The organism is Micromonospora sp. WMMD998 (genome assembly GCF_029581235.1).
In the GTDB taxonomy this organism is placed as follows: domain Bacteria; phylum Actinomycetota; class Actinomycetes; order Mycobacteriales; family Micromonosporaceae; genus Micromonospora.
In genome coordinates this window covers 1,503,882-1,530,515 of the sequence record NZ_CP120740.1, presented here as the reverse complement: position 1 = coordinate 1,530,515, position 26,634 = coordinate 1,503,882, and the positions used below count along the sequence as shown (strand labels likewise).

General features: G+C 70.1%; 21 protein-coding genes and 4 pseudogenes. 11 read left to right on the top strand and 14 right to left on the bottom strand.

What is annotated here, in order from left to right:
- Positions 1 to 4: 4 nt before the first annotated feature.
- Positions 5 to 286 (bottom strand): annotated as a pseudogene (locus O7619_RS07290) (transposase); the annotation flags it as partial.
- A gap of 131 nt (positions 287 to 417) precedes the next feature.
- Between O7619_RS07290 and O7619_RS07285 the strand changes: the two are divergent.
- Positions 418 to 855, top strand: coding sequence for a prepilin peptidase (locus O7619_RS07285; RefSeq protein WP_282288711.1), 438 nt, complete (start codon positions 418 to 420; stop codon positions 853 to 855).
- Between the two features lie 30 nt (positions 856 to 885).
- Here the strand turns inward: O7619_RS07285 and O7619_RS07280 are convergent.
- The 6 genes from O7619_RS07280 to O7619_RS07255 all read right to left on the bottom strand — a co-directional run bounded on the left by O7619_RS07280 (position 886) and on the right by O7619_RS07255 (position 6,662).
- A protein-coding gene (locus O7619_RS07280; RefSeq protein ID WP_282286533.1) for an IS3 family transposase occupies positions 886 to 2,126 on the bottom strand; the annotation gives its coding sequence in 2 pieces (ribosomal slippage) (positions 886 to 1,844 and positions 1,844 to 2,126; 1,242 coding nt in all).
- 48 nt (positions 2,127 to 2,174) lie between these two features.
- Positions 2,175 to 3,320, bottom strand: coding sequence for a hypothetical protein (locus tag O7619_RS07275; RefSeq protein ID WP_282286532.1), 1,146 nt, complete (start codon positions 3,318 to 3,320; stop codon positions 2,175 to 2,177).
- Between the two features lie 486 nt (positions 3,321 to 3,806).
- The gene (locus O7619_RS07270; RefSeq protein ID WP_282286531.1) at positions 3,807 to 5,150 is read right to left on the bottom strand and encodes a hypothetical protein; all 1,344 of its coding nucleotides are present in this window, start codon (positions 5,148 to 5,150) and stop codon (positions 3,807 to 3,809) included.
- The gene (locus O7619_RS07265; protein WP_282286530.1) at positions 5,147 to 5,719 is read right to left on the bottom strand and encodes a hypothetical protein; all 573 of its coding nucleotides are present in this window, start codon (positions 5,717 to 5,719) and stop codon (positions 5,147 to 5,149) included. Before O7619_RS07265 ends, O7619_RS07270 begins: the two co-directional genes overlap by 4 nt.
- Entirely contained in the window at positions 5,716 to 6,207 is a 492-nt protein-coding gene (locus O7619_RS07260; RefSeq protein ID WP_282286529.1) for a hypothetical protein, read from the bottom strand. The genes O7619_RS07265 and O7619_RS07260 overlap by 4 nt, the downstream gene beginning before the upstream one ends.
- Positions 6,204 to 6,662: a hypothetical protein gene (locus tag O7619_RS07255; RefSeq protein ID WP_282286526.1), complete on the bottom strand. Its 459-nt coding sequence runs from the start codon at positions 6,660 to 6,662 to the stop codon at positions 6,204 to 6,206. The genes O7619_RS07260 and O7619_RS07255 overlap by 4 nt, the downstream gene beginning before the upstream one ends.
- A 206-nt stretch (positions 6,663 to 6,868) precedes the next feature.
- Here O7619_RS07255 and O7619_RS07250 point away from each other — a divergent pair, with 206 nt between their 5' ends.
- The 3 genes and pseudogenes from O7619_RS07250 to O7619_RS07240 form a co-directional block, all read left to right on the top strand.
- Positions 6,869 to 7,708: a hypothetical protein gene (locus O7619_RS07250; protein ID WP_282286525.1), complete on the top strand. Its 840-nt coding sequence runs from the start codon at positions 6,869 to 6,871 to the stop codon at positions 7,706 to 7,708.
- Positions 7,709 to 7,736: 28 nt separating this feature from the next.
- A complete protein-coding gene (locus O7619_RS07245; RefSeq protein WP_282286524.1) occupies positions 7,737 to 8,291 on the top strand; it encodes a hypothetical protein in 555 nt (184 codons plus the stop codon).
- Between the two features lie 341 nt (positions 8,292 to 8,632).
- Positions 8,633 to 9,455: pseudogene (locus O7619_RS07240) on the top strand (IS701 family transposase); the annotation flags it as partial.
- 9 nt (positions 9,456 to 9,464) lie between these two features.
- Here the strand turns inward: O7619_RS07240 and O7619_RS07235 are convergent.
- Positions 9,465 to 9,881, bottom strand: coding sequence for a hypothetical protein (locus O7619_RS07235; protein ID WP_282286523.1), 417 nt, complete (start codon positions 9,879 to 9,881; stop codon positions 9,465 to 9,467).
- 350 nt (positions 9,882 to 10,231) lie between these two features.
- Between O7619_RS07235 and O7619_RS07230 the strand changes: the two are divergent.
- The 4 genes and pseudogenes from O7619_RS07230 to O7619_RS07215 all read left to right on the top strand — a co-directional run.
- Positions 10,232 to 10,993 (top strand): annotated as a pseudogene (locus tag O7619_RS07230) (DUF4143 domain-containing protein); the annotation flags it as partial.
- A gap of 572 nt (positions 10,994 to 11,565) precedes the next feature.
- Positions 11,566 to 12,126 (top strand): hypothetical protein, encoded by a 561-nt coding sequence (locus O7619_RS07225; protein WP_282286521.1) that lies wholly within the window; start codon positions 11,566 to 11,568, stop codon positions 12,124 to 12,126.
- A gap of 271 nt (positions 12,127 to 12,397) precedes the next feature.
- Positions 12,398 to 13,897 carry a SulP family inorganic anion transporter gene (locus O7619_RS07220; RefSeq protein ID WP_282286519.1) on the top strand — a complete coding sequence of 500 codons (1,500 nt, stop codon included), beginning with the start codon at positions 12,398 to 12,400 and terminating at the stop codon, positions 13,895 to 13,897.
- On the top strand, positions 13,897 to 14,337 hold the full coding sequence (locus O7619_RS07215; protein ID WP_282286518.1) for a MerR family transcriptional regulator: 441 nt from the start codon (positions 13,897 to 13,899) through the stop codon (positions 14,335 to 14,337). The genes O7619_RS07220 and O7619_RS07215 overlap by 1 nt, the downstream gene beginning before the upstream one ends.
- A 48-nt stretch (positions 14,338 to 14,385) precedes the next feature.
- Here the strand turns inward: O7619_RS07215 and O7619_RS07210 are convergent, their stop codons facing one another.
- Positions 14,386 to 15,006: a TetR/AcrR family transcriptional regulator gene (locus O7619_RS07210; protein ID WP_282286516.1), complete on the bottom strand. Its 621-nt coding sequence runs from the start codon at positions 15,004 to 15,006 to the stop codon at positions 14,386 to 14,388.
- A 181-nt stretch (positions 15,007 to 15,187) separates the two neighbouring features.
- On the opposite strand from O7619_RS07210, the gene O7619_RS07205 reads away from it, so the two are divergent.
- Together O7619_RS07205 and O7619_RS07200 are read left to right on the top strand one after the other, a co-directional pair.
- Positions 15,188 to 16,417 carry a hypothetical protein gene (locus O7619_RS07205; protein WP_282286513.1) on the top strand — a complete coding sequence of 410 codons (1,230 nt, stop codon included), beginning with the start codon at positions 15,188 to 15,190 and terminating at the stop codon, positions 16,415 to 16,417.
- 152 nt (positions 16,418 to 16,569) lie between these two features.
- Positions 16,570 to 17,022 (top strand): annotated as a pseudogene (locus O7619_RS07200) (aldehyde dehydrogenase family protein); the annotation flags it as partial.
- 29 nt (positions 17,023 to 17,051) lie between these two features.
- Here the strand turns inward: O7619_RS07200 and O7619_RS07195 are convergent.
- Positions 17,052 to 19,946, bottom strand: a complete 2,895-nt coding sequence (locus O7619_RS07195; RefSeq protein ID WP_282286512.1) for a tetratricopeptide repeat protein — start codon at positions 19,944 to 19,946, stop codon at positions 17,052 to 17,054.
- A gap of 297 nt (positions 19,947 to 20,243) precedes the next feature.
- Here O7619_RS07195 and O7619_RS07190 point away from each other — a divergent pair, with 297 nt between their 5' ends.
- Complete coding sequence (locus O7619_RS07190; RefSeq protein WP_282286510.1) at positions 20,244 to 21,389, top strand: hypothetical protein; 1,146 nt, start codon at positions 20,244 to 20,246, stop codon at positions 21,387 to 21,389.
- Positions 21,390 to 21,711: 322 nt separating this feature from the next.
- On the opposite strand, the gene O7619_RS07185 is transcribed toward O7619_RS07190, so the two are convergent.
- From O7619_RS07185 to O7619_RS07170, 4 genes are all read right to left on the bottom strand, one after another.
- Positions 21,712 to 23,667: a tetratricopeptide repeat protein gene (locus O7619_RS07185; RefSeq protein ID WP_282286509.1), complete on the bottom strand. Its 1,956-nt coding sequence runs from the start codon at positions 23,665 to 23,667 to the stop codon at positions 21,712 to 21,714.
- A 246-nt stretch (positions 23,668 to 23,913) separates the two neighbouring features.
- On the bottom strand, positions 23,914 to 24,294 hold the full coding sequence (locus tag O7619_RS07180) for a hypothetical protein (protein ID WP_282286508.1): 381 nt from the start codon (positions 24,292 to 24,294) through the stop codon (positions 23,914 to 23,916).
- Positions 24,295 to 24,845: 551 nt separating this feature from the next.
- The gene (locus tag O7619_RS07175; protein ID WP_282286507.1) at positions 24,846 to 26,084 is read right to left on the bottom strand and encodes a hypothetical protein; all 1,239 of its coding nucleotides are present in this window, start codon (positions 26,082 to 26,084) and stop codon (positions 24,846 to 24,848) included.
- Positions 26,071 to 26,604, bottom strand: a complete 534-nt coding sequence (locus O7619_RS07170) for a SigE family RNA polymerase sigma factor (protein ID WP_282286506.1) — start codon at positions 26,602 to 26,604, stop codon at positions 26,071 to 26,073. The genes O7619_RS07175 and O7619_RS07170 overlap by 14 nt, the downstream gene beginning before the upstream one ends.
- Between the last annotated feature and the right edge of the window lie 30 nt (positions 26,605 to 26,634).

The following is a 26,634-nucleotide window of genomic DNA, read 5'->3' as shown; positions in this document are numbered from 1 at the left end:
CGAAGAAAGCCGTCGCCCGCTTCAAGATGTCGACGTCCTCCCGCAACCGGCGGTTCTCCCGCCGCAGCTGCGCCAGTTCGGCCTTTTCGTCGCTGGTCAGTCCGTCCGAGCGGGTGCCGGTGTCGAGTTCGGCCTGCTTGACCCACTCCCGCACCGCCGTCTCGGTCAAGTCGAAATCGTCGCTGACCTGCCTGATCGTGCGGTCCCCCCGCTGACACAACTCGACGATCTCGGCCTTGAACTGCGCCGTGAACGACCGACGAGGCCGGGGCCGCTTCTTACCCATGCTCTCCATGATGCCGGACATCCTCCCGGAGCCCACCAGGCTCCTGATCTCGGATGTCCGTCAAACCGGGTCAGGCCCACATCGAATTGCGCCTACGATCTGCAGAGCCACCCCGCCTCGCGACCTTGGCGGTGTGGCTGGTCGTTCTCTACAGCGGGGCGTTGCTCGCGGCCGTCGACATCTCCGTGCGCCGCCTGCCCACTCCCGTCATCGCCGCCGCGGCAGCAGCGGTCTTCGCCATCCTCGTCACCGAGGCAGCCATCACCGCTGACGGGCGGCGGCTTGCCAGCGCTGCGGCGGCCGGTGCGGTGCTCGGCGGCGGATACCTGCTGCTCGCCCTCATCGCCGGCAGCGGCATGGGACTCGGCGACGTTCGGCTCGCCGCCCTCCTCGGCGCCGCTCTCGGCACGCTCGGCTGGGACGCAGTGCTCCTCGGTGCGGTCCTGCCGTACCTACTCGCCGCGCCCGCCGCGTTCATCCGCCTGGTTCGCCGCGATGGGGGCAGGCTGGCTTTCGGGCCATATCTCGTGGCCGGCGCCCTCGCTGCACTTCTGCTCACCTCACTATGAGCGTGAACCGCCCCGGGTTCTGTGGAGACCTCAGCTGTTGGATCCAACCACCTCACGGGGCTGGGGTTGAGCGTAGAACATCGATTCGTATTCGGCCGGTGGGACGTGCCCGATGGCGGAGTGCAGGCGCTGGTTGTTGTACCAGTCGACCCACTCGGCGGTGGCCAGTTCGACCTGGGCGAGGCTGCGCCATGGGCCCCGGGGTTTGATCAGCTCGGTCTTGTAGAGGCCGATGGTGGACTCCATCAGCGCGTTGTCCAGTGCATCGCCGACGCTGCCGATCGAGGCGTCGATACCGGCGTCGAGCAGGTGGGTGGTGAACCGGAACGACGTGTACTGACTGCCCGCGTCGCTGTGGTGCACCAGGCCCGCCCCGACCGGCTGCCCGGCGCGGTCACGGCGCCACAACCCCATGTCCACCGCGGCGAGGACCAGCGGGGTGCGCTTGTTCGTCGCCGCGGACCAGCCGACGATTGCCCGGGAGTAGATGTCGACGACGAACGCCACGTAGACGACGCCCGACCAGGCGGCGACGTGGGTGAAGTCCCAGCACCGGTTCGGCCGGGCGGCGGTGAAGTCCCGGTTCAGCAGATCAGCGGCACGTTCATGCCCAGGATCGGCGACCGTGGTGCGGATCTTCTTGCCCCGCACCACGCCGGCAAGGCCGGCGGCACGCATCAACCGCTCGACCGTGCACCGGGCCGTCGGATGCCCTTGGCGGCGCAGCTCATGCCAGACCTTTCGGGCTCCATAGACGCCGTAGTTCGCCGAGTGGATTTCCCGCATGAGTTCGGTCAGCTGCGTATCGCGCACCTGACGCTTCGAAGACGGACGCTTCTTGGCCGCCCAGTAGCCGCTCGGGGTGATCTGCAGCCCGTGCTGACGCAGCAGGCGGCAGATCGGCTCGACTCCACCGAAGCGGTCCCGATGCTCGTCAACGAAACTCACGAGCGTGTCGTAGGCCGGTCGAGCTCGGCCGCGAAGAAAGCCGACGCGGCCTTCAAGATCTCATTCGCCCGCCGCAGCTCGGCGTTCTCCCGCCGCAGCCGCTTCAGCTCCGCCGACTCCTCCGACGTCACCCCCGACCGCTGGCCGTCATCGACCTGCGCCTGACGAACCCACTTGCGCAAGGTCTCGGCCGTGCCGATCCCCAACCGGGCCGCCACCGCGGTGATCGCCGCCCAGTCCGACTCGTAGTTCGGCCGCACCTCCGCGACCATCCGCACCGCCCGCTCCCGCAGCTCCTGCGGATACGGCTTCGTTCCTGCCATCTCTCGATCCTTCCCAAGCGGGGAAGTCTCTACAAGATCCGGGGCGGTTCAGTCGGCCATCGCGGCGTGCCATTGCGCGAGGGTGGCCTCCTCCTGCCGTCTGCGCTCGGCCGCGGCTTCCTCGTGCCGCCGCCGGTGCTCAGCTGCGGCCTTCTCCCGCGCAGCTTCGGCTGCCCGCCGTTGCTGTTCGTCGGCGGTGACGCCAGCCTCGAACCCTTGGATGATCTGCGCGACGCGTTGTTCCAGACGTACGCGTGGGGTGTCGGTCCAGGTGTCCCGGTTGTCGTGTCCGGCCCGGGCGATCTCCAAGCGGAGCCTGCCGGAGTCGACGACGTCGAACTCCGGGGGTTTCATCCACGGCCGCAGGCGCAGCACCTTCAGCTCTTCGGCGGTGGGTTCGTGCGGGACTTGGTCGCGTTCCTCGGTCAGGGTGACCGTGCGTCGGACCTGCCCGGCCCGGAGGATCACCCGCGGGTGTTTCGCCTTGGTGTTGACCCCGAGCCGGTGCCCACGCCGTGCCGCCTCGCCGGCGAGCTGCCGGACCAGCAGCAACGCCCGGGGCAGCAGGTCCGGGCTGACGGCGAGGTTGGTCGGATCGGCCTCGAGGGCGCTGAACGCCAGATGCGGGTCGGTGGTGACACGTCGGGTGTTGAGCCGGATCCGGTTCCAGTCGGTCTCGTCCGGACCGGCGCCGGTGTAGAGGTGGATGACGATGTCGCCGGCGTCGCGGCCGGTGTGGCGCAGATGGTGACCCGATGGCACAAGTCCGTGCTGCTTGAACGCGTGAATGATCCGGCGGTACCGGGCCCGCGTTCCACTGTCGGGACTCTCGATACGGACCGTGCCGCCCTCGTGCTGTAGGCGGTCGAGCAGTTCGCGAGCCGATCGCAGCAGGTCCACCGAGGAAGCGCCGCCGGCGATGCCGCCGGGTGCCGGTGTCTCGGACCGCGGGAGGGAAGCACGGTGGTCGGGATGATCGGGGTGGTGGCCATGCTCAAGGTAGAAGCGACCGGCGTCGGTCGAGGACGCCCTCCACACCCCTGCCTTGCGTGTCACCGTCACCAGGTTCCGGTCCTGGAGCGCACGCGCCGACCGGCGGTACTCGACGCCGTCCGGGCCGCTGAGGTCATCGCCGCCGTGGATCCGGCGAAGCAGGTCGAGCTGCCGCTCATTGAGCGAATCCCATCGCTGCACCCTCCAGACAGTAAGGGCCCGGGGTGCGCGATGGAGCTAGACACGGCTGCACGTGGCATCCGGTCCGACGAAGCGACCGAACCGACCCACTGAGCCTCTTCCTGCAAGGACACTCCCACACCCGCTGGGAGCACAGCGCCGATCACCCAGGGCGGCTGGTGAGGCGGCCCGACCCGGTTGCCTACCGTCGCGGGTGCGCTAGACGCGAGTTTCACGTCGTGTCTGAGATTCCCGTCCTGTCAATGGCCGCGGCCGCTGGGTCGTCCGAGCGGGTGGCGACTTCCCACGAGCCCGGCGCGTTGGCCGGCAACCCTCGAGCTGGATGCGGAGCCAATACCCGTCCGCACCGTCGGCGGGATGTCCGTCGAGGGAACGTTGTCGACGCAAGCGCGACAGGCGCCGCCCCCGGTTCCACCGGGACTCACGGTGATCCTGCCCTTAAGCTCGGATCGCGCGGCTCTCTGGCGGCTGCCGGTCGGTTGATTGCTACAGGGCGCAGAGGCGGGCCGCGACCACATCGACCTCGCGGGTTGCCGGAGCGAGATCGACGTCGTCGGTCTGCAGGTGCAGGTTGATCACGTCGAAGCCGTCTCCGGACAGGGCGGCGCGGATGCCCTGGGCGACTCCGAGGCATGCCGTGACGACGCCGACGAAGGCGGCGCCGACGGCAGTTCCGGCGAGTTGGACGGATCCGCATGGATCGCGTCGCTGAAGGTCGGCGAGGGCGGCCGTGGCAGCACGGGGTTGCTGGGGGACGTCACCCTTCCAACCCGGGACCTGGTCGCTGAGGATATGAGCGGGGAATCGGCGGAGGAGCACTGCGTTGAAGTCAGCCGGTCCGACGCCGAGTCCGGCGTCGATAGCGAGCTTCCAGCCGACTCGGGAGATGAGCCTGCGAGGGCCGAGGCTGTCGACGCCGAGCAACGCGACATGGTGGTCGTCGGCCAGGACGCGGCTGGTGTGATCGAGTCGCCGGTCGAGGATGACCACGTCGTAACCGGCCCGCTCGAGGACTGCTGCCGCGAGGCGGGTCTTGCGGACCGGGTCCGGCTTCACCGGGGTGAGGAGTCCGGTGCTGTGGTTGGCGTCCACGACGCGCTGGGTGTCTTGCAGGACGATCTCAACCTGGGTCGGGTCGGCGTAGGTGAGCCAGGACATCACCCAGGCGTAGGCCTGGCCGAGGTGACCGAGGCCGACGATCCACCAGGCTGCCGGGGCGTGGGTCAGTTCCGGCCCGTCAGCGCTGCTCCCCGGCTGCCACAGGTTCACCGTGATGGTGCGAAAGCCGGCGTCGCTGCCCGGGCGGTTCCGGATCGCGCCGAAGGCCTCGTGCACGCCGAGGGCAGCGGCGGCGATCGCGGCCAGGATGTTCCCTTCGAGGCCGTGGTCGGTCCCCGTGTCGGCCGGGTGGACGTGAGCGGTCCAGCCGCTCCACCTGGCCCGGAGCCGGACGACACCGCCGGACGCCGGCAGCGCAGTGTCGCCGAGGTACAGCACGGGCCAGTCCGCCGGTACGTCCGTCAGGTCCTCGGCGAGCCGGGCGCCTTCCTGCTCGATCATCTGCACAATGGTGTGCCCTCGGTGTGGTCCGGCGGTCAGTGGCATCTTGCCGTCGGTGACCACGATGACGTGGCCGAACGCGCGGACCGCCGTCGCGACGGCCGTGCACAGCGCGGCCTGGCCGCGCACGTCGGTGGCCACGCTGTTCGCGACGATGGCCATCCCTGTCGCCACTTGCGCGTCGAGCGCGGCGTCGACAGTCGCTTGGGTTCCCTCGTGCACGGCTAGCAGGGCGGTGCGGTTGAAGGTGTCGGTGATCGAGGGGGTCATCGTGTCTCCTGACGTTCTCGGCGGAAGTGGAAGCGGGACAGCATCCGGCGCCACCACGGTGTGCGTTCAGCGACCAAGCGCCCTTCCGGCACGGGCACGAGCAGGAGCTCGGCAGCTTGTTCTCCGTAGAAGGACGCCCAGTCGCCGTTCACACGCACATGGACCCCGAGCTGGGACACGTTGGTGACGCCGGCCGCGAAGTGTGGAGCGATCAGCGCGACGTGGCCATCTCGGGCGACCATGGGGTGGGCCGCGTCGATCCGGCTCTGCTGTACGCGGTGGGCCGGGTGGGTGTGGATGTCGCCGGCCACGCGCAGTCCGTTCCGGCGGCAGAGATTCTGCAGAGCGGTGTAGCCGGCGGCGTGGAAGTCGATCCTGCCGGTGAGGCAGTCGGGATCGAGGTCGTCGTAGAACGCGATCGCGGTGACCGCCTGGGGCAGCTCGTTGTCCGGGTGGGTTCGGTCGGTGAGCAGAAACGCGCCGCTCTCGCGGTGTCCCTGCCCCCGCTCAGCGAGCCCGGCGAGCAGGACGTCGAACAAGTCCGGTTTGATCGTCAGACGGGCGGTCACCGGTCAACTCCGTTCTGGGGCATCGTCGCGCAGGACAGCTCCCGGTGCAGCTCGCGCAGGTAGAAGCCGATCGTGCGGCTCGCGTTCCAGGACCGCTCCGGGCGCTCGGTGGCCCAGTTCGGGTGACTCGTGATACCGGCTCGATCGCAGGCCAGGTACGGCGCGTTGTTGTTCGACGGCGACCAGTCCGGGCGGAAGATCTCCGGGCTGCGGCCGGAGATCGGCCACTCGGCCACAGGCAGCGGCGCGTCCGCGACGATGTTCCAGGGCTGACCCGCGGGCGCCTGGAGCGGGTAGTCCTGGACGTCGAGCCGCATGCCCAGCTCCGCGTCCTCGCCGACCGCGATGGCCACCGTTAGGAACGGCCAGGTGAGGTCGACGATGCGCCAGGACCCGGCGTCGACACCGGCCTCGACATCGGCGGCCGACAGATGCCGGCGTAGCCGTCGCAGGTTCGGGTCGACGCCGGGCTCGGACGCCGTGCTCATCCCTGCGGCCGGACCGTGTGGACCAGGTCGACCGTCGTGCTGCAGGTCTGCCTCGGAACGATGGTGGTGACCGGCGAGTTCAGGTCCAGGTCCTCAGTCTCGCCAGGGAGCCGCAGGACCAGATCGGCCGCGGCGGCCTGGCTGATCCCGAACGCCGCGATCGCCCGCTTGCGGACCTGACGCAGCCGGATGGCCGGGTGCACCTTGACCACCTTGTCGGCTCCGGCGTACCCGACCGTCACCGCGATCTGGCGGCAGACCGAAGTAGCCAGGTGACCCGGCCGCCCCGCCAGAGCCGCCTCGACCGTCACGGTCACATCGAGCTCGGCCTCGTCGTCGACCACGAACACCTTCTCGTCCTCCTCGAGAACGAGAAGGTCACCGAGCCGCACATCGGGCTCGACCTCGCGGGTCTGGGCAACGGCCTCACCGGCCGTGAACTTGTGGATCCTCACGTCTGCTCCTCTGCTTCAGCGGTGCCGTGTCGACGGGCTCCGCGGTCTCGGAGGCTGGTGGTTCGGCACCGGTCGTCCCCGAGATTTCGGTTTCACTGAGACCAGTGAAACAGGTGATCGTGTCTGGCGCAACCCCGAAGCGGCCTTTGGCCCAGTCCGGCGTCCCGAGGACGTGCGTGCCCGGTTAGAACTGTCATGCTTGGTGGGTGCGTATCGAGCTAGCCGGCCGGAACCCTCTCCGACGCCGAGAGCTGCGGGCTGACTTTCATGGCGACACGGGGAACTTGGTGCTCGACGCGCGAGGCCTCCAGTGGGTCAGCCCGCTTGAGCTCGCCGCCATCGTCACGATGGGGACCGTCGCCGCCGCCCGTGGCCGTGAGGTCCGCCTGCTCGTTCCTCACGACCCGAAGATCGCGTCTTATCTCGCGCGGATGAACGTGGTGGAGCTTCTCAAGCCCTTCGCCGATATCGATGGGTCAGTCCCATCCCAGGAGCGCCGGGACCACTCCGACAAACTCCTCGAGGTTGCCAAGGTCACGCCCGCCAACATTGACGATGTGTGCGACAGGCTCGGCCTACTGGTCACGGAGCGGCTTGGACCGGAAGCGGGCAGAGCGGCGTTCGACAGCCTCGCCGAGCTGCTCAACAACGCCACCACACATGGCTACAGCGAGACGGGTGCCTTCACTGCCGCCCAGCTCTACAGCGGCACTCTGAGCCGTACACCTGGTTTCGAGTTCGCCGTCTGCGACTCCGGCGACGGGATCCAGAAGGTCCTTTCCAGCACCACCAAGCAGGATCTGGAAGGACCCCCGGCTCTCGAGCTAGCACTGAATGGTGGCAATAGACGCGCCGAAGGGCGGGGCCACGGACTACCGAACCTGTGGCGGCAGGCCGTCCGAGGCGGCAAGGGAGGTGAACTCATGCTCCGCAGCGGAGACGCCGTCGCCACCGCGAAGCTCCGCCTGGAACCCACCTCGATCTGCAGTCGCGTCGCCGAACCGGTGGAGGGCACTTGGGCCTGGCTCCGTGTCCGAGTTCCCTAACGGGCCGTAACGTGTTTCAATCAGTCAGGTGAAACCGGATCCCGCTACGACCGTCACCTACGACGTCGGACAACACCGGGCGTTCCTGTCAACCAGGGAACGCGGCAGGAAGGTGCTTCACGATCTAGAAGACCAGATCCCGCCTGGCACCAGCCTTCTTGTCATCAACTTCGCCAACGTGGAGGCGATGACTGTCAGCTTTACCGACGAGTTCCTCCGCAAGTACTACTCCACCCTCGCCACGCAGGACGACGGCCCGACCTCCGTGCTCGTCACCGGACTCAACAACGACACCCGCGAAACGATCGTCATCGCCTTCGAACGCCGCGAACTTCTCGCGCTGGAGCGCCTCGGTGATGACCTTGTGCTACTGGCGGCGTCGGATGTTCTCTCGGACACCTTCAAGCTCGCCAGGGAGCTAGGAACCTTCACCGCGACGACGGTGGCTGAACAACTGGGCATCAGTGCCCCAAACGCGAATAACCGACTAAAACGCCTCGTCGCGGCGAGAGCGCTCGTTCGGCGGCGTGGGGTCGCCGAACGCGGCGGCAAGGAATTCACCTACTCCGCACTCGAACCTTGAGCGCCTGCCGTTATAGCTCCCTCGCGGCTCAGCAAGCGACCACAGCAACACCCCGCTGCGACCGGCACACGTGGGCAGCGAACCAGAAAGCCGCAGGTCATCAACCTGCGGCTAGAAGCGGAGCGTCGGGTTAGGAAACCGATGCTCTATCCCCTGAGCTACGAGGGCGCGAGTGGTCAGTCTAACGACCTGCGGGTCCACCCGCGTTGGCAGGGAGAGTGACCCACGTTGACCCGCACTGAAGTCTCCATCCGTTGCTGACACAGCGGTCGTGACATCGGCCTACACGATCCCTGCCGCTCCCTGGCAACGGTCACCGGACGCGCCGAGGCATAGCAGCCGAGCGCCTCGCCGCCGCCAGCGTCCCCGACCAGGTCGGGTTGGCCACGAAACCTGCCCTGGCCCGGCAGATGATCGCCGCCGTGATGAACGCCGACGTCCCCGCCGGGTGGGTGACCGGCGATGAGGTCTACGGCGCCGACCCCGGCCTACGCGCTGACCTCGAACAGCGCGGGATCGGCTACGTCCTGGCCGTCGGCTGCGACCGCCGCGTGCACGTCAACGACGGCCGCAGTTTCATCCGCGTCGACGACCTCGCCGAACGGATCCCCACCCGCGAGTGGCAGCTGCACACAGCTGCGGACCGGGAGCGAAAGGACCCCGCGACTACCTTTGGCCTAGATCACCACTACCACCAGCCGGGGTGAGCATCGGTGGCTACTCATCCGCCGCAACCGGACCACCAGCGAGCTGGCCTTCTGCCTGTGCTGGGCGCCTCGTCCGATGCCGCTGCATGCCCTCGTCCGTGTCGCTGGTTCCCGCTGGAGCATCGAGGAGTTGTTCCAGACCGGCAAGGGCCAGGTTGGCCTGGACCACTACCAGGTCCGCGGCTTGGCCGGCTGGCACCGGCACGTCACCCTGGCCATGCTCGCCCTGGCCATCCTGACCATCCTCGCCGCACAGCAAACCGACCCCGACCCGGACATCATCGCCCTGACCGTCGCCGAAATCCGCCGACTCCTCAACGCTTGCGTCCTTGCCACACCGCTACCACCAGCGCACACCCTGCACTGGTCAACCTGGAGACGAACATCCCAAGCCCGAGCCCGACGATCCCACTACCAGCGAAGACTCGGTCACAACACCGACCGCAAGATCAAGTGAGCTGAAATACTAGGCCACTCCCTTCGGATATCCCAGGTAACTCTCGCCGGCCTGGGAACCGAGGCCTCCGGGCGGCTGCTTCCAACCACCGGCACGCTTTCTCGAGATCGACAGATGGGGCCAACGCTTTCGTGCCGCTTGCCGGCTGGCACCTACCGCCGCGCCTAGGTCGGGATAGCCGGCACCGCACTGCACCGCTTCCTCCGCGCTGTCGGACACGAGGTCAGCGAGCAGGCGGCGCATCTGTTCGCCTGCCGCCATGCGCGCCAAGTGGGCGGTCAGCATCCGCTCCGAGTCCCCCGACTCGTGGTCGCCTATGGCCCGGGGGTCGGGGCCGGCGGCCATCAGCCGCCGCGCCCAATCGGCGGCAACAGCACGCAGCTCCCGCCGCAGCTCCTGCTGCTCGTCCGGTGTCAGATCCCGCATGGTGCGACCCCTCTCGCCAGGTAGCTCACTTTCAGGCTCCGCTCGACAACAAAGGTTGTCAACCCAGGCGCGTCCCTAATGACAGGGCCCCGCCCGACGCGGTCACCCCACCCAACTACGGGGCGACCCTCGGCGACAGCGGCGGGGCGGCGCCGGCACCGAGCGCCGCCAAGCCAGCCGAAAGATCAAGTGACGTTGGAGTAGCGCGCAGGTGACGCTTCCGCGTCACCTCGACTGGTCCGGGCACGCCGAGTACGACCTGAACCGGCCCGCACGTCTGGCCCGCAGATCGAACATCAAATGACCGCGTACCGAACGCACCTCGTGCCGCAGATCGAAAGCCAAGGACCTCGCAGATCGAAAATGCGGCCAGGATAGTGCGCGGCGGCCCACCGGAAGCCACCACCCGTACCGACCCGCGCCGCCGCCAACGGTTCCTCGACGCCTACGTCCAGGCGCTCATCGACCGCGATGTCCGGCAGCTGTCCGACATCCAGCACAAGGGCGAGTTACGCAAACTGGTACGCCTGCTTGCGGCCAGGTCCGCGACCATCATCGCCGCCACCTCCCTCGGGCTCAGTCGACCGACGATCGCCCGCTACCTCCAAGCCCTGGAAGAGATCTTCCTGATCAAGCGGATCCCGGGCTGGTCCCGCAACCTGGGCACCCGGACCACCGCCGCGTCGAAACTGATCTTCGTTGACTCGGGCATCGCCGCCAGCGAGACCGCGACCGACGCCCGGGCACTGCTCCGGCCGGGCGCACCGTTCGGCCCACTCCTCGAGTCATTCGTCCTGTCCGAGCTATCCCGGCAGCTCACCTGGTCCGAGCAGCCCGTCGACCTGTCCCACTACCGCGACCAGAGCAGGTACGAAGTCGACGCAATGCTCGAGAACCGAGCTGGTCAGTTGGTCGGGATCGACGTCAAAGCGGCCACCGCCGTCGGACCCGACGACTTCCGCGGGCTACGCCGACTCGCCGACCGCCTCGGCAATGACGTCGTCGCCGGCATCGTCCCCTACACCGGAACCTCCACGCTGCCGTTCGGCGACAGACTCCGCGCCATGCCAGTCAGCACCCTGTGGCAGGCTCCCGCCCCGACAGCAGACTGACCTCGCCCGCAGGGGGCCTGCGTCGATCCGGGTGCGGAACAGCACGTACGGCTTGCGCCGCAGGTCCTGCCCCCGCTGGTACTTCGCCCGGCGGTGCAGTTGGTTGGCGGTGACGTACGGTTGCCCGTCGGCGGCGACCGACATGGTGTCCGGCCACAGCAGCCGCGGGTCGTGCACCAGGGTCTCGTAGTCGCCGTCGGTGCGGCGGCGCAGCACCGCGTCGTGCTGGAGGAGGTGAGGTGGGGCCGCCCGGCGTCGTCAGCTGGACCATCGGGCTGCCGGTGTCGAGCGCCCACAGCCGGTCGGCCGGGTCGACCACGATGCTCTGCACCGACACGAACGCGTGGTCGTCCTCGCCACCCAGCGGGCCGCTCACCGCAGTGCCTTCAGCGCGACGGCGGTCACCGCGCCGTACGCCGCGGTGTAGATCGCAACGCTGCTCTTCTCGCCAGCGGCAGCGCGGCCGGACCGTCCACGCTGCTGTCCGGCGACAGACTCCGCGCCATGCCGGTGAGTCCCCGCGAGCGACCCGATTTCGTGCCAACCCCTGCCGCAGCGGCTTGAATGGCGGTGTGCGGGTCAACAAGGACAGGCGGGACTGGCGCATCGGCAGCGCCGCCGACGTGGGTTGGATCGCCGGTCACACCACTGCCGGCGTCTCGGTCACCACCGCCATCCCGCCGATCTTCGATGCCTACGCCACCACGTACCAGGCCGACGACGTCACCGCCGCCGCCTACGAGCGGGCCCTGGTCGAGAACCTCGTCACGCACACTCCCGACCAGCCCTGGTGGCTGGCCTATCTCGACACCGGCGCCCACGACGTCGTCTTTCCCGACGCCCCGCGGGTGTTCCTCTACTGGGACTGGCCGTACGTGCTGGTCGAGGCCGGCCCCGAGGCGGCCCTCACCTGGCGCGCCGGCGGTCACATGCGCCACGCGCACGGCGCGCTACCCGACCTGTTCTTCCCCGCCGACCGGTCCTGGCTGGTCTCCGCCCTCTGGGACGACACCTGGACCTGCGTCGGCGGCCCGGAACAACTGATCCACACTCTCGAACGCGATCCGGTGGCCAACGCCCGCCGGGTCCGACCTGACGAGGACGCGCTGCCACCGGGGCTGACCCGCGAGTGACAGCTCCGGCCGCGGGGCCGGCGCCGCGCCAGGCGGCGGAGTCCGGTGCGCGTGGTTCGTGATGATCACCACGTTCGGTCAACTCTCCCCTGACGGAAGGGTAGGGTCGGCTCCGGCTCTCCCGGCGTGACCGGATGGCCGCTGCGACGGCCCTGCCCGGGTCCAGGTGACGAGGCCCTCGGGCCGGTAGGACCGACTCTGTTGCTGATCCGCCCCTTCGGCGCGGATGGAACTGTGCGCGTCGACGAGACGCCCGAGTGGAAATGGCTGTATGTCTTCTGTGCTGTCCGCGGTCGCCCGGCCGCGTCTGTCCCGTCCGTCCTGGCTGTCGCCGAAGGTGTTCCGCACCGAGGTCCTCGCCGGCCTGGTCGTCGCCCTGGCCCTGATCCCGGAGGCGATCTCGTTCTCGATCCTGGCCGGGGTCGACCCGCGGGTGGGGCTGTTCGCCTCGTTCACGATGGCGGTCACGATCGCGATCTGCGGCGGCCGACCGGCGATGATCTCCGCCGCGACCGGCGCGATCGCCCTGGTGGTGGCGCCACTGGCGAAGGAGTACGGGCTGGACTACCTGGTCGCGGCGGTGATCCTCGGCGGCGTGTTCCAGGTGCTGCTGGCGGTGCTCGGGGTGGCGAGGCTGATGCGGTTCATCCCGCGCAGCGTCATGGTCGGCTTCGTCAACGCCCTGGCGATCCTGATCTTCGCCGCCCAGGTCCCGCACCTGCTCGGCGTGCCGTGGCTGGTCTACCCGCTCGTCGTCGTCGCGCTGGCGATCATGGTCGGGCTGCCCCGGCTCACCCGCGCCGTGCCGGCGCCGCTGGTCGCGATCGTGGTGCTGACCGTGGTCACGGTGGCCGCGCACGTGGCGGTGCCCACCGTGGGCGACGAGGGCGCGCTGCCGGACAGCCTGCCCACCCTGGGCCTGCCGCAGATCCCGTGGACCATGGGGACGCTCACCCTGATCGCCCCGTACGCCCTGGGGATCGCGCTGGTCGGGTTGATGGAGTCGCTGATGACCGCGAAGCTCGTCGACGACATCACCGACACCCCGTCCAGCAAGACCCGCGAGTCCTGGGGGCAGGGTGTGGCAAACATCGTCACCGGGTTCTTCGGTGGCATGGGCGGCTGCGCCATGATCGGGCAGACGATGATCAACGTGAAGGCGTCCGGCGCCCGTACCCGCCTGTCGACGTTCCTGGCCGGCGTGTTCCTGCTGGTCCTGGTCGTCGCGCTCGGCGACGTGGTCGCGGTGATCCCGATGGCCGCCCTGGTCGCCGTGATGGTCATCGTGGCGGTGTCGACGTTCGACTGGCACTCCGTCGCCCCGGCCACCCTCAGGCGGATGCCCTACGGCGAGACGATCGTCATGGTGGCCACCGTCGCCACCACCCTGGCCACCCACAACCTCGCCATCGGCGTCGTCGCCGGCGTGCTCACCGCCATGGTCATCTTCGCCCGGCGGGTCGCCCACCTGGTCGAGGTCACCAGCGTCCTGGATCCCGACGGCGGCACCCGGATCTACTCCGTGCACGGGGAGTTGTTCTTCGCCTCCAGCAACGACCTGGTCGGCCAGTTCGACTACGCGAACGACCCGGAGAACGTGGTGATCGACATGACCCACGCCCACGTCTGGGACGCCTCCTCCGTCGCCGCCCTGGACGCGATCACCACCAGGTACGCCGCCCGGGGCAAGACCGTGGAGATCGTCGAGCTGAACCAACCCAGCGCCCGCATCCACGGCACTCTCGCCGGCCAACTCGGCGTCGGCCACTGATGGCCGCCACCACCGGCCACGAGAGCGGGCCGGAGCACGCCCCCGGCCGCCTCATGCGGATCGGCGAAGCCGCGGAACGGGTCGGGCTGAGCATCCGCACCATCCGCCACTACGAGGAAGCCGGACTGATCGTCCCCTCCGCCCGCAGCGAGGGCGGCTTCCGGCTCTACACCGAGCCCGACCTCGACCGCCTCGCCGTGGTCAAGCGCATGAAACCTCTCGGGTTCACCCTCGAGGAGATGCGGGACCTGCTCACCGTGCTCGACGCCCTCGACACCGCCACCGGCGCCGATCGGACCGGGTTGCTCGACCGGCTCGTCACGTTCCACACCGCCGCCACCACCCGCGTCACCGCCCTGCGCGACCAACTCGCCATGGCGGAGGGCTTCGCCGGCACGCTCCGCGACCGACTCGACCGCCACGGCGGCCCGACGCGCTGAGCCGCGCCCCGCCGGCCCCGACCCCACCCCGGATCCGGTGGCTGGGGCTCATGTGGCGGCCGACGCCGGATCGACCACGCCGTGCAGGAACACGTCGACAAGCGTCTCGACCGGAGTCTCCGCGTCCCCGTGGCCCCCTCGCCGCCCCATGAGAATGCCGAGGAAGACGACGGCGAGCTGTTCGACGGGCAGTCGCAGCGCGGCCCGGTCGGGTTCGAGCAGTCGAATCACCGCCTGGTGGGTGCGCTCGACCGCCGCTGCCCGACCGCCGGTCGCGCTGCCGTCGGCCGGCCCGCGCCGCTCACCTCGGCGGCCACCGGCCCGCAGGACCCCGAGCACCGTGCCCATCCGATCCAGATAGGCGTGCAGGGTCGCTGCCGCCTCGGTCAACCTGGCGGCCAGGGGCTGGTCCAGCGGCACCGCGTCGAGTTCGGCCAGCACAAGGTCGTTGCGCAGGGCAGCCGACACACAGGCGTCCCACAGCTCGTCCTTGTCGGCGAAGGCCCGGAACACCGTGGCCTCACCGATCCCGGCCGCTCTCGCGATCTGCTGGGTGGTCACCGCCGAGCCGTGCTCGACCAGTAGTGGCAGCGCCGCCGCCACGATCATCTCGCGTCGATCCTGCGCGTTCATCCCCGGCGCTCTGCGCCGGCCGGGCGTCTCAGTCATACCCGTCACGGTACGGAGTGAGTACTCACTCCGTCAATGGCGTATCGCCGGCCGACGATCGTCCGCCGCCCCCGGGCCCGGAGAAATCCCGCGGCCGGAGTCGGACGGATCGACACCCGTGGAAGCCCATTGCCGATAGTGTTCTGCACCACACCGTCCGCACCTCCCGAAGGGATATGCCATGAGCGTTGGTCGTCGGCGGCTGCCGGAAACTGTCGCCGCCGCACTGCTCCTCCTCGCCGGGATGACGATCCCCGCCGGCCCCGCCGAAGCGGCGAAGAGGGGTCCGGACCTCGCGGTCGACGCCTCCGGGACCAGGATCCCGCTGGGAGTCGCGAAGAAGGTCGTCTATCTGAAGATCAGCAACCTGGGGGACGAGACCCCGGGCGACGTGGTCGTCAACGTCCGTCAGCCGCAGGAGGGCCCCGACCCCTTGCCGGTCGCCCTGCTCTGGCATTCCGGGGGCGGTGTGGGCGAGTGCGACGGTGATTTCGGCGGGTTCTACTGCCGACTGTCGCCGGAGTTGGTTCCGGGGCCGGGCGAGACCGTCGACGTTCCCATCGACGCGAATGTCTTCGGGGGCGCGGGACCCTACGAGGGCAGGTTCGAAGTCTCGGTCAGCATCAGGCCGGAGAAGGACGCGAATCCGGCTGACAACACCAGGTGGTTCCCGTTGACGCTTGTCGACGAGCCCCGTGCCGACCTCTCGCTGGTCGCCCGGGACGTGAAGCAGTCGGTGCGGATCGCCGCCGACGGCACGCCCCGGCCCACCGGGACGCTGAACCCGGGTGAGACGGGCGCGGTGTGGCACACCGTCGCCAACCAGGGCCGGAAGGCGGTCCACGGGGTGCGGGTCTCGTTGCGCCTGCCCCCGGGCGTGACCTTCACCAGGCCACCGGCCCAGTGCGTGGTCGCCGACGCCGGGCGCTCGGCGGTCTGCACCTACGCGGGCCTCACCCTCGTACCGGCCGCCGAGGACACCGATCCGAAGGACACCATCTACTCGGCGGTCGAGCTGTACAACCTGGTGACGACCGCGGCATCCGCCACCGCTCCGGCGACGTTGCGGGGCGGCACCGTGCAGGTGGAGGGCCTCGCCGAGCGGGCGACGAACGCCCGCTCCGAGCCGGCGCGGGCCGAGTTGCCCGCGAACGCCGTCGCCGCACGGGTGGCCGACGTGGACCACAGCGACAACCGGGACGGGTTCGCCGTGGTGCTGGCCGCGAAGAGCGGCGGTGGTGGCGTGGGCGGCGGTGACGGTGGCGGCGGGTTGCCGGTCACCGGGCCGCGGGCCGGGCTGGTCGGCGGGATCGGCGTCGCGGCGCTGGCGGTCGGAGGCGCGTTGTTCCTTGTTGCCCGACGTCGCCGGATGACCCTGGTGGCCCCCGACGACGAGCGGCCGACAGCCTGACCCGTCCTGCCGAGCCGGCGCGATTGGTCCACCGTGGACCGCCGATCGGCGGGCGCGGCGCCCCGGTGGTCTCGGGCCGGCTCGCCCGGGAACCAGCCGGCCCGGCCGAGGGCGCCCGGCAGGCTGGCCTTGCCGAGCCGGTCACCGACGAGCTGGTCGAACTGCTGGACAAGGAAGCCTCGACGATCGTGGTGGGCCCCGGCGACCAGGAGTCCGCCCAGATGGGACCGGTCGTCACCGCCGAGGCCCGCGAGCGGGTCATCAGCAGCGTCGACGAGGCGCAGCGGGCCGGGGCCACGGTCGTCGTCGACGGCCGCGGGCTGCGGGTGGACGGACACGACACCGCGCTGTTCACCTCCGGCGGCGCGGCGGCCCGCCGCTTCGTCCGGGGCGTCACGGTCGGCATGATCGGCGTCAACGTACCGCTGCCGGTGCCGATGGCCTACCACTCCTTCGGCGGCTGGAAGGCGTCACTCTTCGGCGACAACCACATCCACGGCCCGGAGGGGGTGGCGTTCTACACCCGGGGGAAGGTCGTCACCAGCCGGTGGCCGGGCGGCACCGAGATGTTCCGCTCGGACTTCCATTTCCCCACCGCCTCCTGAGCCGGCCGCGACCCGGTCGGGCAGCGCCGTCACCGATCCTGGTGGACGCGGTACGCGGAGATCCGCTCGCGGATGGCCTGTCGCTGCGGGTCGTCGGTGCCGTCGAGCAGGTCGAGGGCTTCCCGGCCCCGACTGAGGGCGTTGTCGTGGTCGCCGACGGCGCAGAGGGCCTCCGCCAGGACGGCGAGGGCGCGCGCCTGGCGTAGCGGGTCGGCCAGTTCGTCGCCGATCACCCGGGCCAGGGTGGCGTCGGCCAGCACGTCACGGTGCCGCCCCAGGCGGAGTTGGGCCTCGGCCGAGATGATGAGGGCGTCGCACCGGATCGTGTCGTCGGTGACCCGATCGTGCAGATCGAGAGCGGCGCGGCCGAGGTCGAGCGCGGTCTCGGGCTGGCCCATGTCGAGACTGAGCTCGGCGAGCCGAACGTGGTGGAGGCTCCGGCCCCGAAGCGAGCCGATCCGGTCCCAGATGGCGAGTGCCTGCTGGTAGAGAAGACGGGCCTGGTCGTACCGCCCGAGCTGGCGGTGGGCGTCCCCGAGGTGGTAGAGCGTGTACGCCTCACCCATCGCGTCCCCGGCCGCGCGACAGTCGGTCAGGACCTCCTCGAAGGTCGCGATGGCGGTGGTGGTCGCCCCGGTCCGCAGGTGCACGGAGGCGAGATTGTGCCGGCAGACCATCCGCAACTCGGCGAAGCCGTTCTCCTCGGCGAGACGCAGAGCCTCGGCGAACAGGATGCCGGCGCGGTGATAGTCGTGGGTGGTGAAATAGGTGGCCCCGAGGTTGACGAGGGTGCCCGCCCGGCCCGGGTCGTGACCGTCGGCAGTCGCGGCGTCGAGTGCGATGCGCAACATCTCCCGCATGTCCTCCTGGCTTCCGGAGCGGTCGAAGACCTCGTGGACCGTGTCGACGGTCTGCCAGGCATGCCTGTGGAACCCCTCCACCGCCGCGCTGCGGACCAGGTTGAGCACGTTGGTCCGCTCCGTCTCGAACCATCGCAGTGCGGCGCCGTCCGAGGTGAACGTCATAGGTGGCACCGCGCCCGGTTCGGGCAGGTCGGGGACGGGTGCACGGGTGGGCTCCAGGACAGCGACGGCGTTGACCGCGGTGAGCAGATACCAGTCCAACAGCCGACGCAGTGCCGCTCGTCGCTGTTCGGCGGGCTGCTCCGCCCGGGCCCGGTCGGCGGCGTACCGGCGTAACAGATCATGCATCCGATATCGGCGGACGGTGTCGTGGCTGACCAGGTGCGCGCGGGCGAGTCGGTCGAGGGCCCGCTCGGCGCCGGCGACGTCCACCGCCAGCATCGCCGCCGCGGCCTCCGCCCCGATGGTGCCGCCCGGAAAGAGGCCGAGGCCCAGGAAGAGCCGGGTGGGCATCGGAGCGAGCGCGTTGACCGACCAGGCGAAGACAGTCCGAAGGGTCATCTCATCGGTGTCGTCGCCCTCGATGTCGAGTAGTCGACCGGCGAGTTCGTCGGCGAGGTCGCCGAGTCGTGCCTCGGGCCGGGAGACCACGTGCTCGCCGATGACCCGTAACGCCAGCGGCAGACCGCCCGACAGCCAGGCCAGCGTCTCCAGTGCCGCAGGTTCGGCGTCGGCGCGTCCGGGTCCGATGATGCGGCCGAGCATGTGATGTCGTTCCAGGTGCGACAGGGGTACGACGGTGAGGCTGCGGATGCCGTGCCGAACACTCAACCCGCGGAGTCGATTGCGGCTGATCACCACTGTGAGGCTGGTGTCGGAGCGGGGCAGGAGCTGCTGCGCCTGGTCGGAGTCGACGACGTTGTCCAGCACGACGAGCATGTTCCGCCCGTCCATCAGCCGGTGGTACAGCTCGACGCGTCGATGGGCGTCGGCGGGCACCCGATCCGCCGGGACACCGAGGGCGACGAGAAAGCGGTGCAGCGCTTCCTGCGTGTCCACGGGCGGCACCGGGCCGTGTGCTTCGGCGTTGAGATAGAGCTGCCCGTCGGGGAACCACCCCTGCCGGCGATGTCCCCAGTGCCCGGCGAGGGTGGTCTTGCCCACTCCGGGCATCCCGGTCAACACCACCACCTTCGAAGTGCCCTCGCCGGCGGCGAGGGCGTCCAGCTCGTCCAGTAGCCCGCGGTGCCCGGTGTAGTCGGGTACGTCGTTCGGCAACTGCCGGGGCACCGGCACCGCCGCGTCCTCGGCGGCGAGGTGGTTCCGGGCGGACGCGCTGGGCAGGAGATCCGCGATGGTGAGCATCGGATCGGCGCGCATCGTCCGGCGGTAGCGGCGGCGGTAGGTGGCGAGGAAGTCCCGCGCGTCGTAGGTGCGACCGGCGGCGTGCAGCGCGGTGATCCACAATCTTGCCAGGCCCTCGTCGAGAGGGTTCTCCATCAGTAACGGTTCCAGTCGGGCCAGCACCCGGTTGTGCTGGCCGGTCGCCAATTCGCTTTCCGCCAGCATTTTCACTGCGCTGAATTGCCTTTCGCGCATATCCCGTCGAAGGTGTTCGCACCGCGCCCCGCGCAGGTCCGCGAGCGGATCGCCCCGCCACAGCTCGTCCGCTGTGGTGAGCAGGGCGACGCACCGGTCGTGCTGGTCCCGGTCGACTGCCTTCCTCGCCTCGGCGGCCAACCGCAGGAAGCGGTGGTAATCAACCAGGTCGGGATCGATGGCCAGCCGGTAGGCGCCGGTCCCGGGCACTCGAACCAGGGAGTCCTGGAGGTCGACCGCCCGCAGGGCGGCCCGCAGACGACTGGCCAGCGTGTAGAGCAGCGGGCGGCGAGCATCGACGGCCGAGTCCTGCCACAGAAAATCCACGACCGTCTCGACCCGCACCGGATTGTCGGCGTGATAGAGAAGGACGGCGAGCAGGCCACGCTGCTTCGCCGTACCCAGGGGGATCGCCCGCCCCTCGACCGTAAGCTTCGTGGGACCCAGAATCGCGAACTCCATCAGCTCCGCCCCCACCATTCTTGATCGACATGTGCCTATTTAATTCTCGTTCCGGCGGTCAAGCGCTACAAACATTTCTCCGCAGAATCCAAAATCAGACATTCCACTTCCCAGCCCTCTGCAAGCCCGCTGCAAGGCGACCGGCAAGCTGATCCGCAACCGACTCTTCGACGCTGAATCCCGCCGACATTCAATGCTGGAGGGACATCAATGACGTCACCGGAATGGTCATCCACCCCCGTTGGCATCGACGCCTACCGCTGGGCAAGCCGGTCGGGCTGCCGGACGGTGCTCGTCGTGGCGCACACCATCGCGAGCTGCCGGCGACTCCTGGACGTGATCGAGTACGTCGAGAGCGACCCGAGGGTGCAACTGGTCTTCACGGTGGCGCCGGACGTCTTCAACCACCAGGTGAAGCGATTCCTCGACCGGCTGGGCGCGCTCGTCCTCCCCTGGCACCAGGCCGTCCGGGAACGGTTCGACCTGGGCCTCGCCGCCGCCCACGGCGGACTCCACCAACTGCACGCGCCCCTGCTCCTGATGGCACACGGAGCAGGGCACGGCAAACGGGTGCGCCCCGGGCGGTACGGCGGACCGGTGCTCGCGGACCCGCCGGTGTACGGCCTCGACGCGCAGCGACTGATCCATGGCGGGCGGGTTCTCCCGACGGCCCTCGCCCTCTCTCACGATCACGAGTTGGAGGTGCTGCGCCGGCAGTGTCCGGAGGCGGTCGAGGCCGCCGTGGTGGTCGGCGACCCCTGCGCCGATCGGCTCGTCGCCAGCCTCCCCCGGCGGCGGGACTACCGGCGGGGCCTGGGGCTGGGCGAGCGGGAGGAACTCGTCGTGGTCTCCTCCACCTGGGGCCGGGACGGCGTCTTCGGACGGTGGCCCGACCTGCTTCCGCAGTTGATGACGCAGCTCCCGGCGGGCCGGTACCGGATCGCCGCGTTGCTGCACCCGGCGGTCTGGGACGCGCACGGCCACCGTCAGATCCGCGCCTGGCTCCGGGACTGCCTCGACGCCGGGCTGCTGCTGTCCGACCCGACCGAGGACTGGCGCGGTCCGGTGGTCGCCGCCGACCACGTCATCGGTGACCACGGCTCCGTCACCGCGTACGCCGCCGCCATCGGGCGTCCAACCCTGCTGCTACCCGCGCTGCGGTCGGCGCCGGCCGCCGGAACGCCCCAGCACCTGCTGGCCGCGAGCGCCAACCGCCTGGATCCGCGCCTGCCGCTCCCGCCCCAGCTCTCCCGGACCACCGGCGTCGACAGGCAGGCGGTGATGGCCGCGCTGACCAGCCGTCCGGGGGAGGCCGGCGTGTTGTTGCGGCGCACCATGTACCGCCTGCTCCGGCTGACCGAGCCCGGCCGGCACCGACAGTCGGGCCCCGTGCCGGTGCCGAGCCTCGACCGGCGGGAGGCCCGGCATGACCTCGCCGGCTGAGCCCGTCGTCGTGGCACTGTCGGCCTGTGGGCAGGCGCCGCGCGCGGCCCGGTTGGCCGACATCGTCGTGACCATCGTCGACGGCGACAACCCGGCCGAGGTCGGCGCGGGCCTGCTGACGGCGTACCCCGGGCTGGCCCTCGCAGTCGTCGGCACCCCGGCGGGGGAGGTCGCCGTCGGGGTGCGCGGCGGCCCGTCATTTCGCCTCGGCCGGCTGGCCGCACCCGGCCGGCTGACGATCGGGCTGCTCACCGCTGCGGCTCGACTGCTCCACGTGCGGTGGGTCAGCGGAGCCCTGTGCCGGCGCCCCGGCGGGGACGTGCTATCGCTCGTCCGCGTCGCCGCCCAACTCGTCCAGCCGACGGAGCACGTCGGGCAGCCGGGGCGCGGCGAGTGCGGCGAAGACGGCGGCGGCCTCCCGATAGTGCCGTCGTGCGGTCTCGTCGTCACCGCGCCGGCGGGCGATGCGGCCCAGCAGGAACAGCGCCTCTGCCCGTTCACTGTCGGCGCCGAGTCCGGCCATCCGGCGTACCGCCTCGGTTGCCGACTCCTCGGCGGCGTCCAGGTCGTCGGTGCCGAGGTGGGCATCGGCCAGGCCGATCAGCACCCGGGCGGCGTTGTAGGGGTCGACCTCGGACAGCTCGGCGAAGATCTGCCCGGCCTCCACCAGCAGCGGTAGCGCCTCGGCCGGGCGGCCGGTCCGGGTCCGGAGCATGCCCAGGTTGAGACAGGACAGGCCCACACTCCGGACGTTCGGCAGGGTCCGCCGTCCGGCGAGGACGCGGGTGTACGCCTCCGCCGCCAGGCCCTCCCGGCCGGTATCGGCGTAGAGGGTGGCCAACCCCTCCTCGGCGTCGATGACGCCCTGAGCGTCGCCCACCTGCCGATACCTGTCGACCGCCGCCCGACCATGTCGCTCGGCCGCGTCATGGTCGCCGAGGCGGCTGTACGCCCGACCCAGCCGTTTGAGCATCACCGCCTCGGCCCAGACGTTTCCCCAGGCCCGGGCGGCCCGCACCCCGCGCTCGTCGACCTCCAGCCGGTCCTCGTAGCCCTTGAAATAGAGCAGGAGCGGCCAGACCACGTCACTGAGCTGCCACGCCAACTCGTGCAGGCCCAGGTCGAAGGCGACCCGGCCGGCCTCCAGCAGGTTGCTCCGCTCCCGTTCCAGCCAACCGAGGGCGGCAGCCCGGTCGGCGAACTCCGGTGGCCCGTCCAGGTCCTGCTGATAGACGTACGGCAGCCGTCGCCGGTAGGGGGTCACCACGAGATCCGCCCGACGGGCGGCGGCGAAATAGAACTCCAGCATCGTGCGCACCGCCGCCTGCCGGTCGTCGGGCGCGTCGTGCTGCTCCGACATCTCCCGCGCGTACAGCCGGAGCAGATCGTGGTAGCGGAAGCGATCCTCGGCCACCTCCTCCAACAGGTTCGCGTCCAGCAACTCCCCCACCACGGCGCCCACCCGGGCCCCGTCGGCCCCGGCCACCGCCGCGACCAGATCTATCCCGAACTCCGCCCCCGGGTGCAGGGCCAACCTCCGGTACAACACCGAGGCCCCCGGCGTGAGGGCCTGATACGAGAACTGGAACGTCGTCCTGACCGACAAACCGTCCACCACCGAGAGCCGGGTCAGCCGCTGCGCCTCGTCGGCCAACTCGGCGACCATCCGTCGTACTGTCAACTTGGGACGGGAAGCGAGCCGTCCCGCGGCCACGACGAGCGCGATGGGCAGACCGCCGCAGATGCCCGCCAGTTCCTCGGCCGGCGCGAACTCGCGGAGAATGCGCTCCCGGCCGAGGGCCCGCCCCAGCAGTTCCACCGCCTCCGGGGTCGGCAACGGACCCACCTCGACGAGGCGGGCGCCGTCGGGCAGCAACCCGGTCAGTCGTCGGCGGCTGGTCACCAGGACCACCGCCGACGCCGACGCCGGCAGCAGCGTTCTGACCTGCGCCGCCGAGAACGCGTCGTCGAGGACCACCAGCAGCGACCTGTTCGCGGTCACCGTGCGGTAGAGGGTGACCTGTTCGGCCAGGTGCGGAGGAATCCGGTCCGGGGCCACCCCCAGGGCCCGGAGGAAGGCGGACAGCACCACGCCCGGGTCCAGGGGCTCGGCGCCGCTGAACCCCCGCAGGTCGGCATAGAGCTGCCCGTCCACGAAACGGTCCAGCCTGCCGTGCGCCCACTGTCTCGCCAGCGCCGACTTTCCCACGCCGCCCGGACCGAACAGAACGGCGACGAGGTTTCCCCGCTCGGCGAGATACCCGTCCAGCGCGGACATCTCGCTGGTTCTGTTGGTGAAGTTCGACGACGGCGCCGGTAGCTGCCGGGGGATCGGAGAACGGTCGACGGGAGCGCCACCGAAATGCACGCCGCCGTGGATGACGCCGGCCTGGACGCTCAATCCGGACACGTTCCCGGACTGTTCGTTCGACGTGCCGGACGGCACCGTTCGCTCGGTTCCGCAGGAATCCGTTCCCAATCGCCGCGCCCCAACCCGCCCGCCGCACGTCCGACCCGGTCGGACCTAGAAGTTGATGTCCCCCCGTACGTCGCGCGCCTGCACGACCTTGCCGGCCGTCCCGCTGAAGTGGTTCACCACCTGGCCCTGAACAGCGACGACGCCCGCCCCGGCCAGCCTGCGCCATTCGTTGTCGAGGGCAACGGTGAAGTCCGGGTCCCGTGCCATCACGTCTGCCAGAGCCGAGGCGAGCGCGGCATGCCGCCAACGCTCCTGCGGGTGCGCGATCGCGGCGTCGAGCACCGCCGACTCGCGCGTCCCCGATCCGAATCGGCCGCGGACCAGACTGACCAGCGAACCGATCGCGCTCCGGGCACCGACACCGAGCGCCTCCGCGCCCTTGGTCGCCAGTGCGGTCGCGACAGCGAGGACGATCTGATCATCCATGCACGGCCTCCCACGAACCACGACTCACATAGACGCTTCGCATTGCCGTTGTCGACGAGCCTAACGCCAGAGCGCACCCGGCAAGGGGCTCCCGCAGTCAGGACAGGGCACTACAATTACCATCATAAAATATTAGGGGCCTTATGACTGATACGTCCAGGATGCGAAGCCCCTTCATGCCCCGTCAAGATCGTGCACTAGCCTCCCGTCCCATGATCCTTAGATTGGGCCTCCAGGTCGCCGCCGACCTCCTAACCTTCCTGCTTGCCCCCTCCCTGGAGTTGCCCGCTGACTCCGCACCAACAGTGGCCCAGTCCTGCGTGGATTTCTTCACGAACTGGGTAAAATGGGTAGCGATCATCTGCGCGCGACTCGTCTAGCCCGTCACGCTCGTGCCGCCGGCCTCTGGCCGGCGGCGCGCTCTGTTATCCACCGCCGCGGCCACCGCACGACGGCCACCTGTCGATCCGGCACGGCCACCGAGTCGACCACAGACGGGCGGTGCCGGCACCTGTCGAGGTGCCGGCACCGCCTCGTCCCAGGAGAGCGTGTCAGGGCCGCAGGGCGTCCGCGGCGGCGGTCCAGGTCGACTCGTCATCGACGTCGGCGACCGTGATCCCCTTGGCGATCTTCTCCAGCTCGGCCCGCCGCAGCCTGTTGTCGGAGCCCGTGGCGCTGACCTGGAGGACGACCTTGCCGTCGGCGCTCCAGATGTTGCAGAAGTCGCCGATCGACAGGCCGGCCTCCCGGACGCGCCGGCGGTCCACCTCGTAGCACCTCGTCGCGCCCGGCTCCGGCGACTGGTTCGCGCTGGTGCTCGGCGTGAGGAAGATGTGGAACCCGTCGGTGATGACGCCCTCGGTCGCGTCGTAGGGCGCGGTCAGGCCCGCGGTGGGCAGGGCCGGCCGGGTGTACGTGGCCCCCCCGTAGTCACCTTCACGGGCCGTGGCGACCCCGACGAGACCGGGCATGGCGTGCGTGCCGGTCTGGAAGGGCACGTAGCCGTCCGGCACGTAGCCCACCGTGAACGGCACCCGGGCCGGCGTTGGCGTGCTGGGCTTCAGGCCGTCGACCAGGCCACCCAGGTCCTCGAAGCTCGGCGTGGCCGCGTCGCCGGAGAACGACGTGACCGCCGCCCAGGCGTTGTCGGCGTACTCCCAGGCGAACAGCTTGTTGCGCTCGTCCACCGGCTTGCTCGGGTCGAGGTCGACCGGCAGCGTCGCCCGCAGGGCCCGGTGCCCGGCCACGGTGACGTTCGTGCCGCCCTTGACCCCGGCGGGGTCGAAGACGCCCGGCCGGTAGACGGTCAGGTACGCCCACAGCAACGGCTTCCCGCCGGCCTTCTTCCTCCGCTCGGCGACGTTGCCCTGCGCCTCGGCCTCCTCCGCCGTCTGGGGCTTGTCGTTGGAGGTGTGGTTGTCGGAGTAGACGGAGGCGATCTGGTAGCCGGTGGACGTGGCGATCGGGTCCTGCACGTGCAGCGTGCCGGCGTCGTACCCCTTGAAGGTGAAGGCGAACGGCGTGGCGTCGGGCCGGCCTGCGTCGCCGGACCCGGGCCGTGCCGCCCCGGCCGGGGTCGGCGTGGCCCGGGTGTCCCGCTCGCCGACCAGGGCCGGCAGCAGGAACGCGCCGGTGACCGCGACCGCGACCAGCCCGGCCGCGCCGGCCGACGCGAACCCGGCGCGGCGACGCCGCTGCGCCCGCCGCCCGGCCGCGATGATGTCGTCGGCGGTACGGGTCATCGGCGGCTCGTCGCCCGTCACGGCGTCCACCAGATCACGCAACTGCATTTGTCCACTCCTCCATCGGCTTCGCGGTGAGATTGACGTGTTCGCCGCCGAGCGACTCGCGCAGCTTCGCCAGGCCACGGGAGACCTGGCTCTTGGCCGTGCCCACCGTGCAGTCGAGGACCCGGGCCGTGTCCTCCAGGCTCAGGTCCAGGTAGTGCCGGAGCACCACCGCGGCCCGCTGCCGGGCCGGCACGGCGTCGAGCGCCGCCCGTAGGCGCATCCGCTCCTCGGTCGCGCCGGCCGGGTCCCGGAGCGCGACGTCGGGCATGGCGTCGCCCGCGGACCGCTCACGCCGCCAGGGCCGGCGGGTCTCGTCGACCGCGGCCCGATAGACCATGGTCTTGGCGTACAGATCGGGCCGTTCCAGCTTCCGCCAGCGGGGATAGAGCTTGACCAGCGCATTGGCCACGGCGTCCTCCGCCGTGTGCCAGTCCCCGCAGGTCATGTACGCCAGCTTCCGCAGCGACGCCATCTGTGACGTCACGAACTCGCGGAATGCTTGCTCGTCTTCGGCTCTCACGTCGACTGCCTCCTCGTGACGGAGATAGAA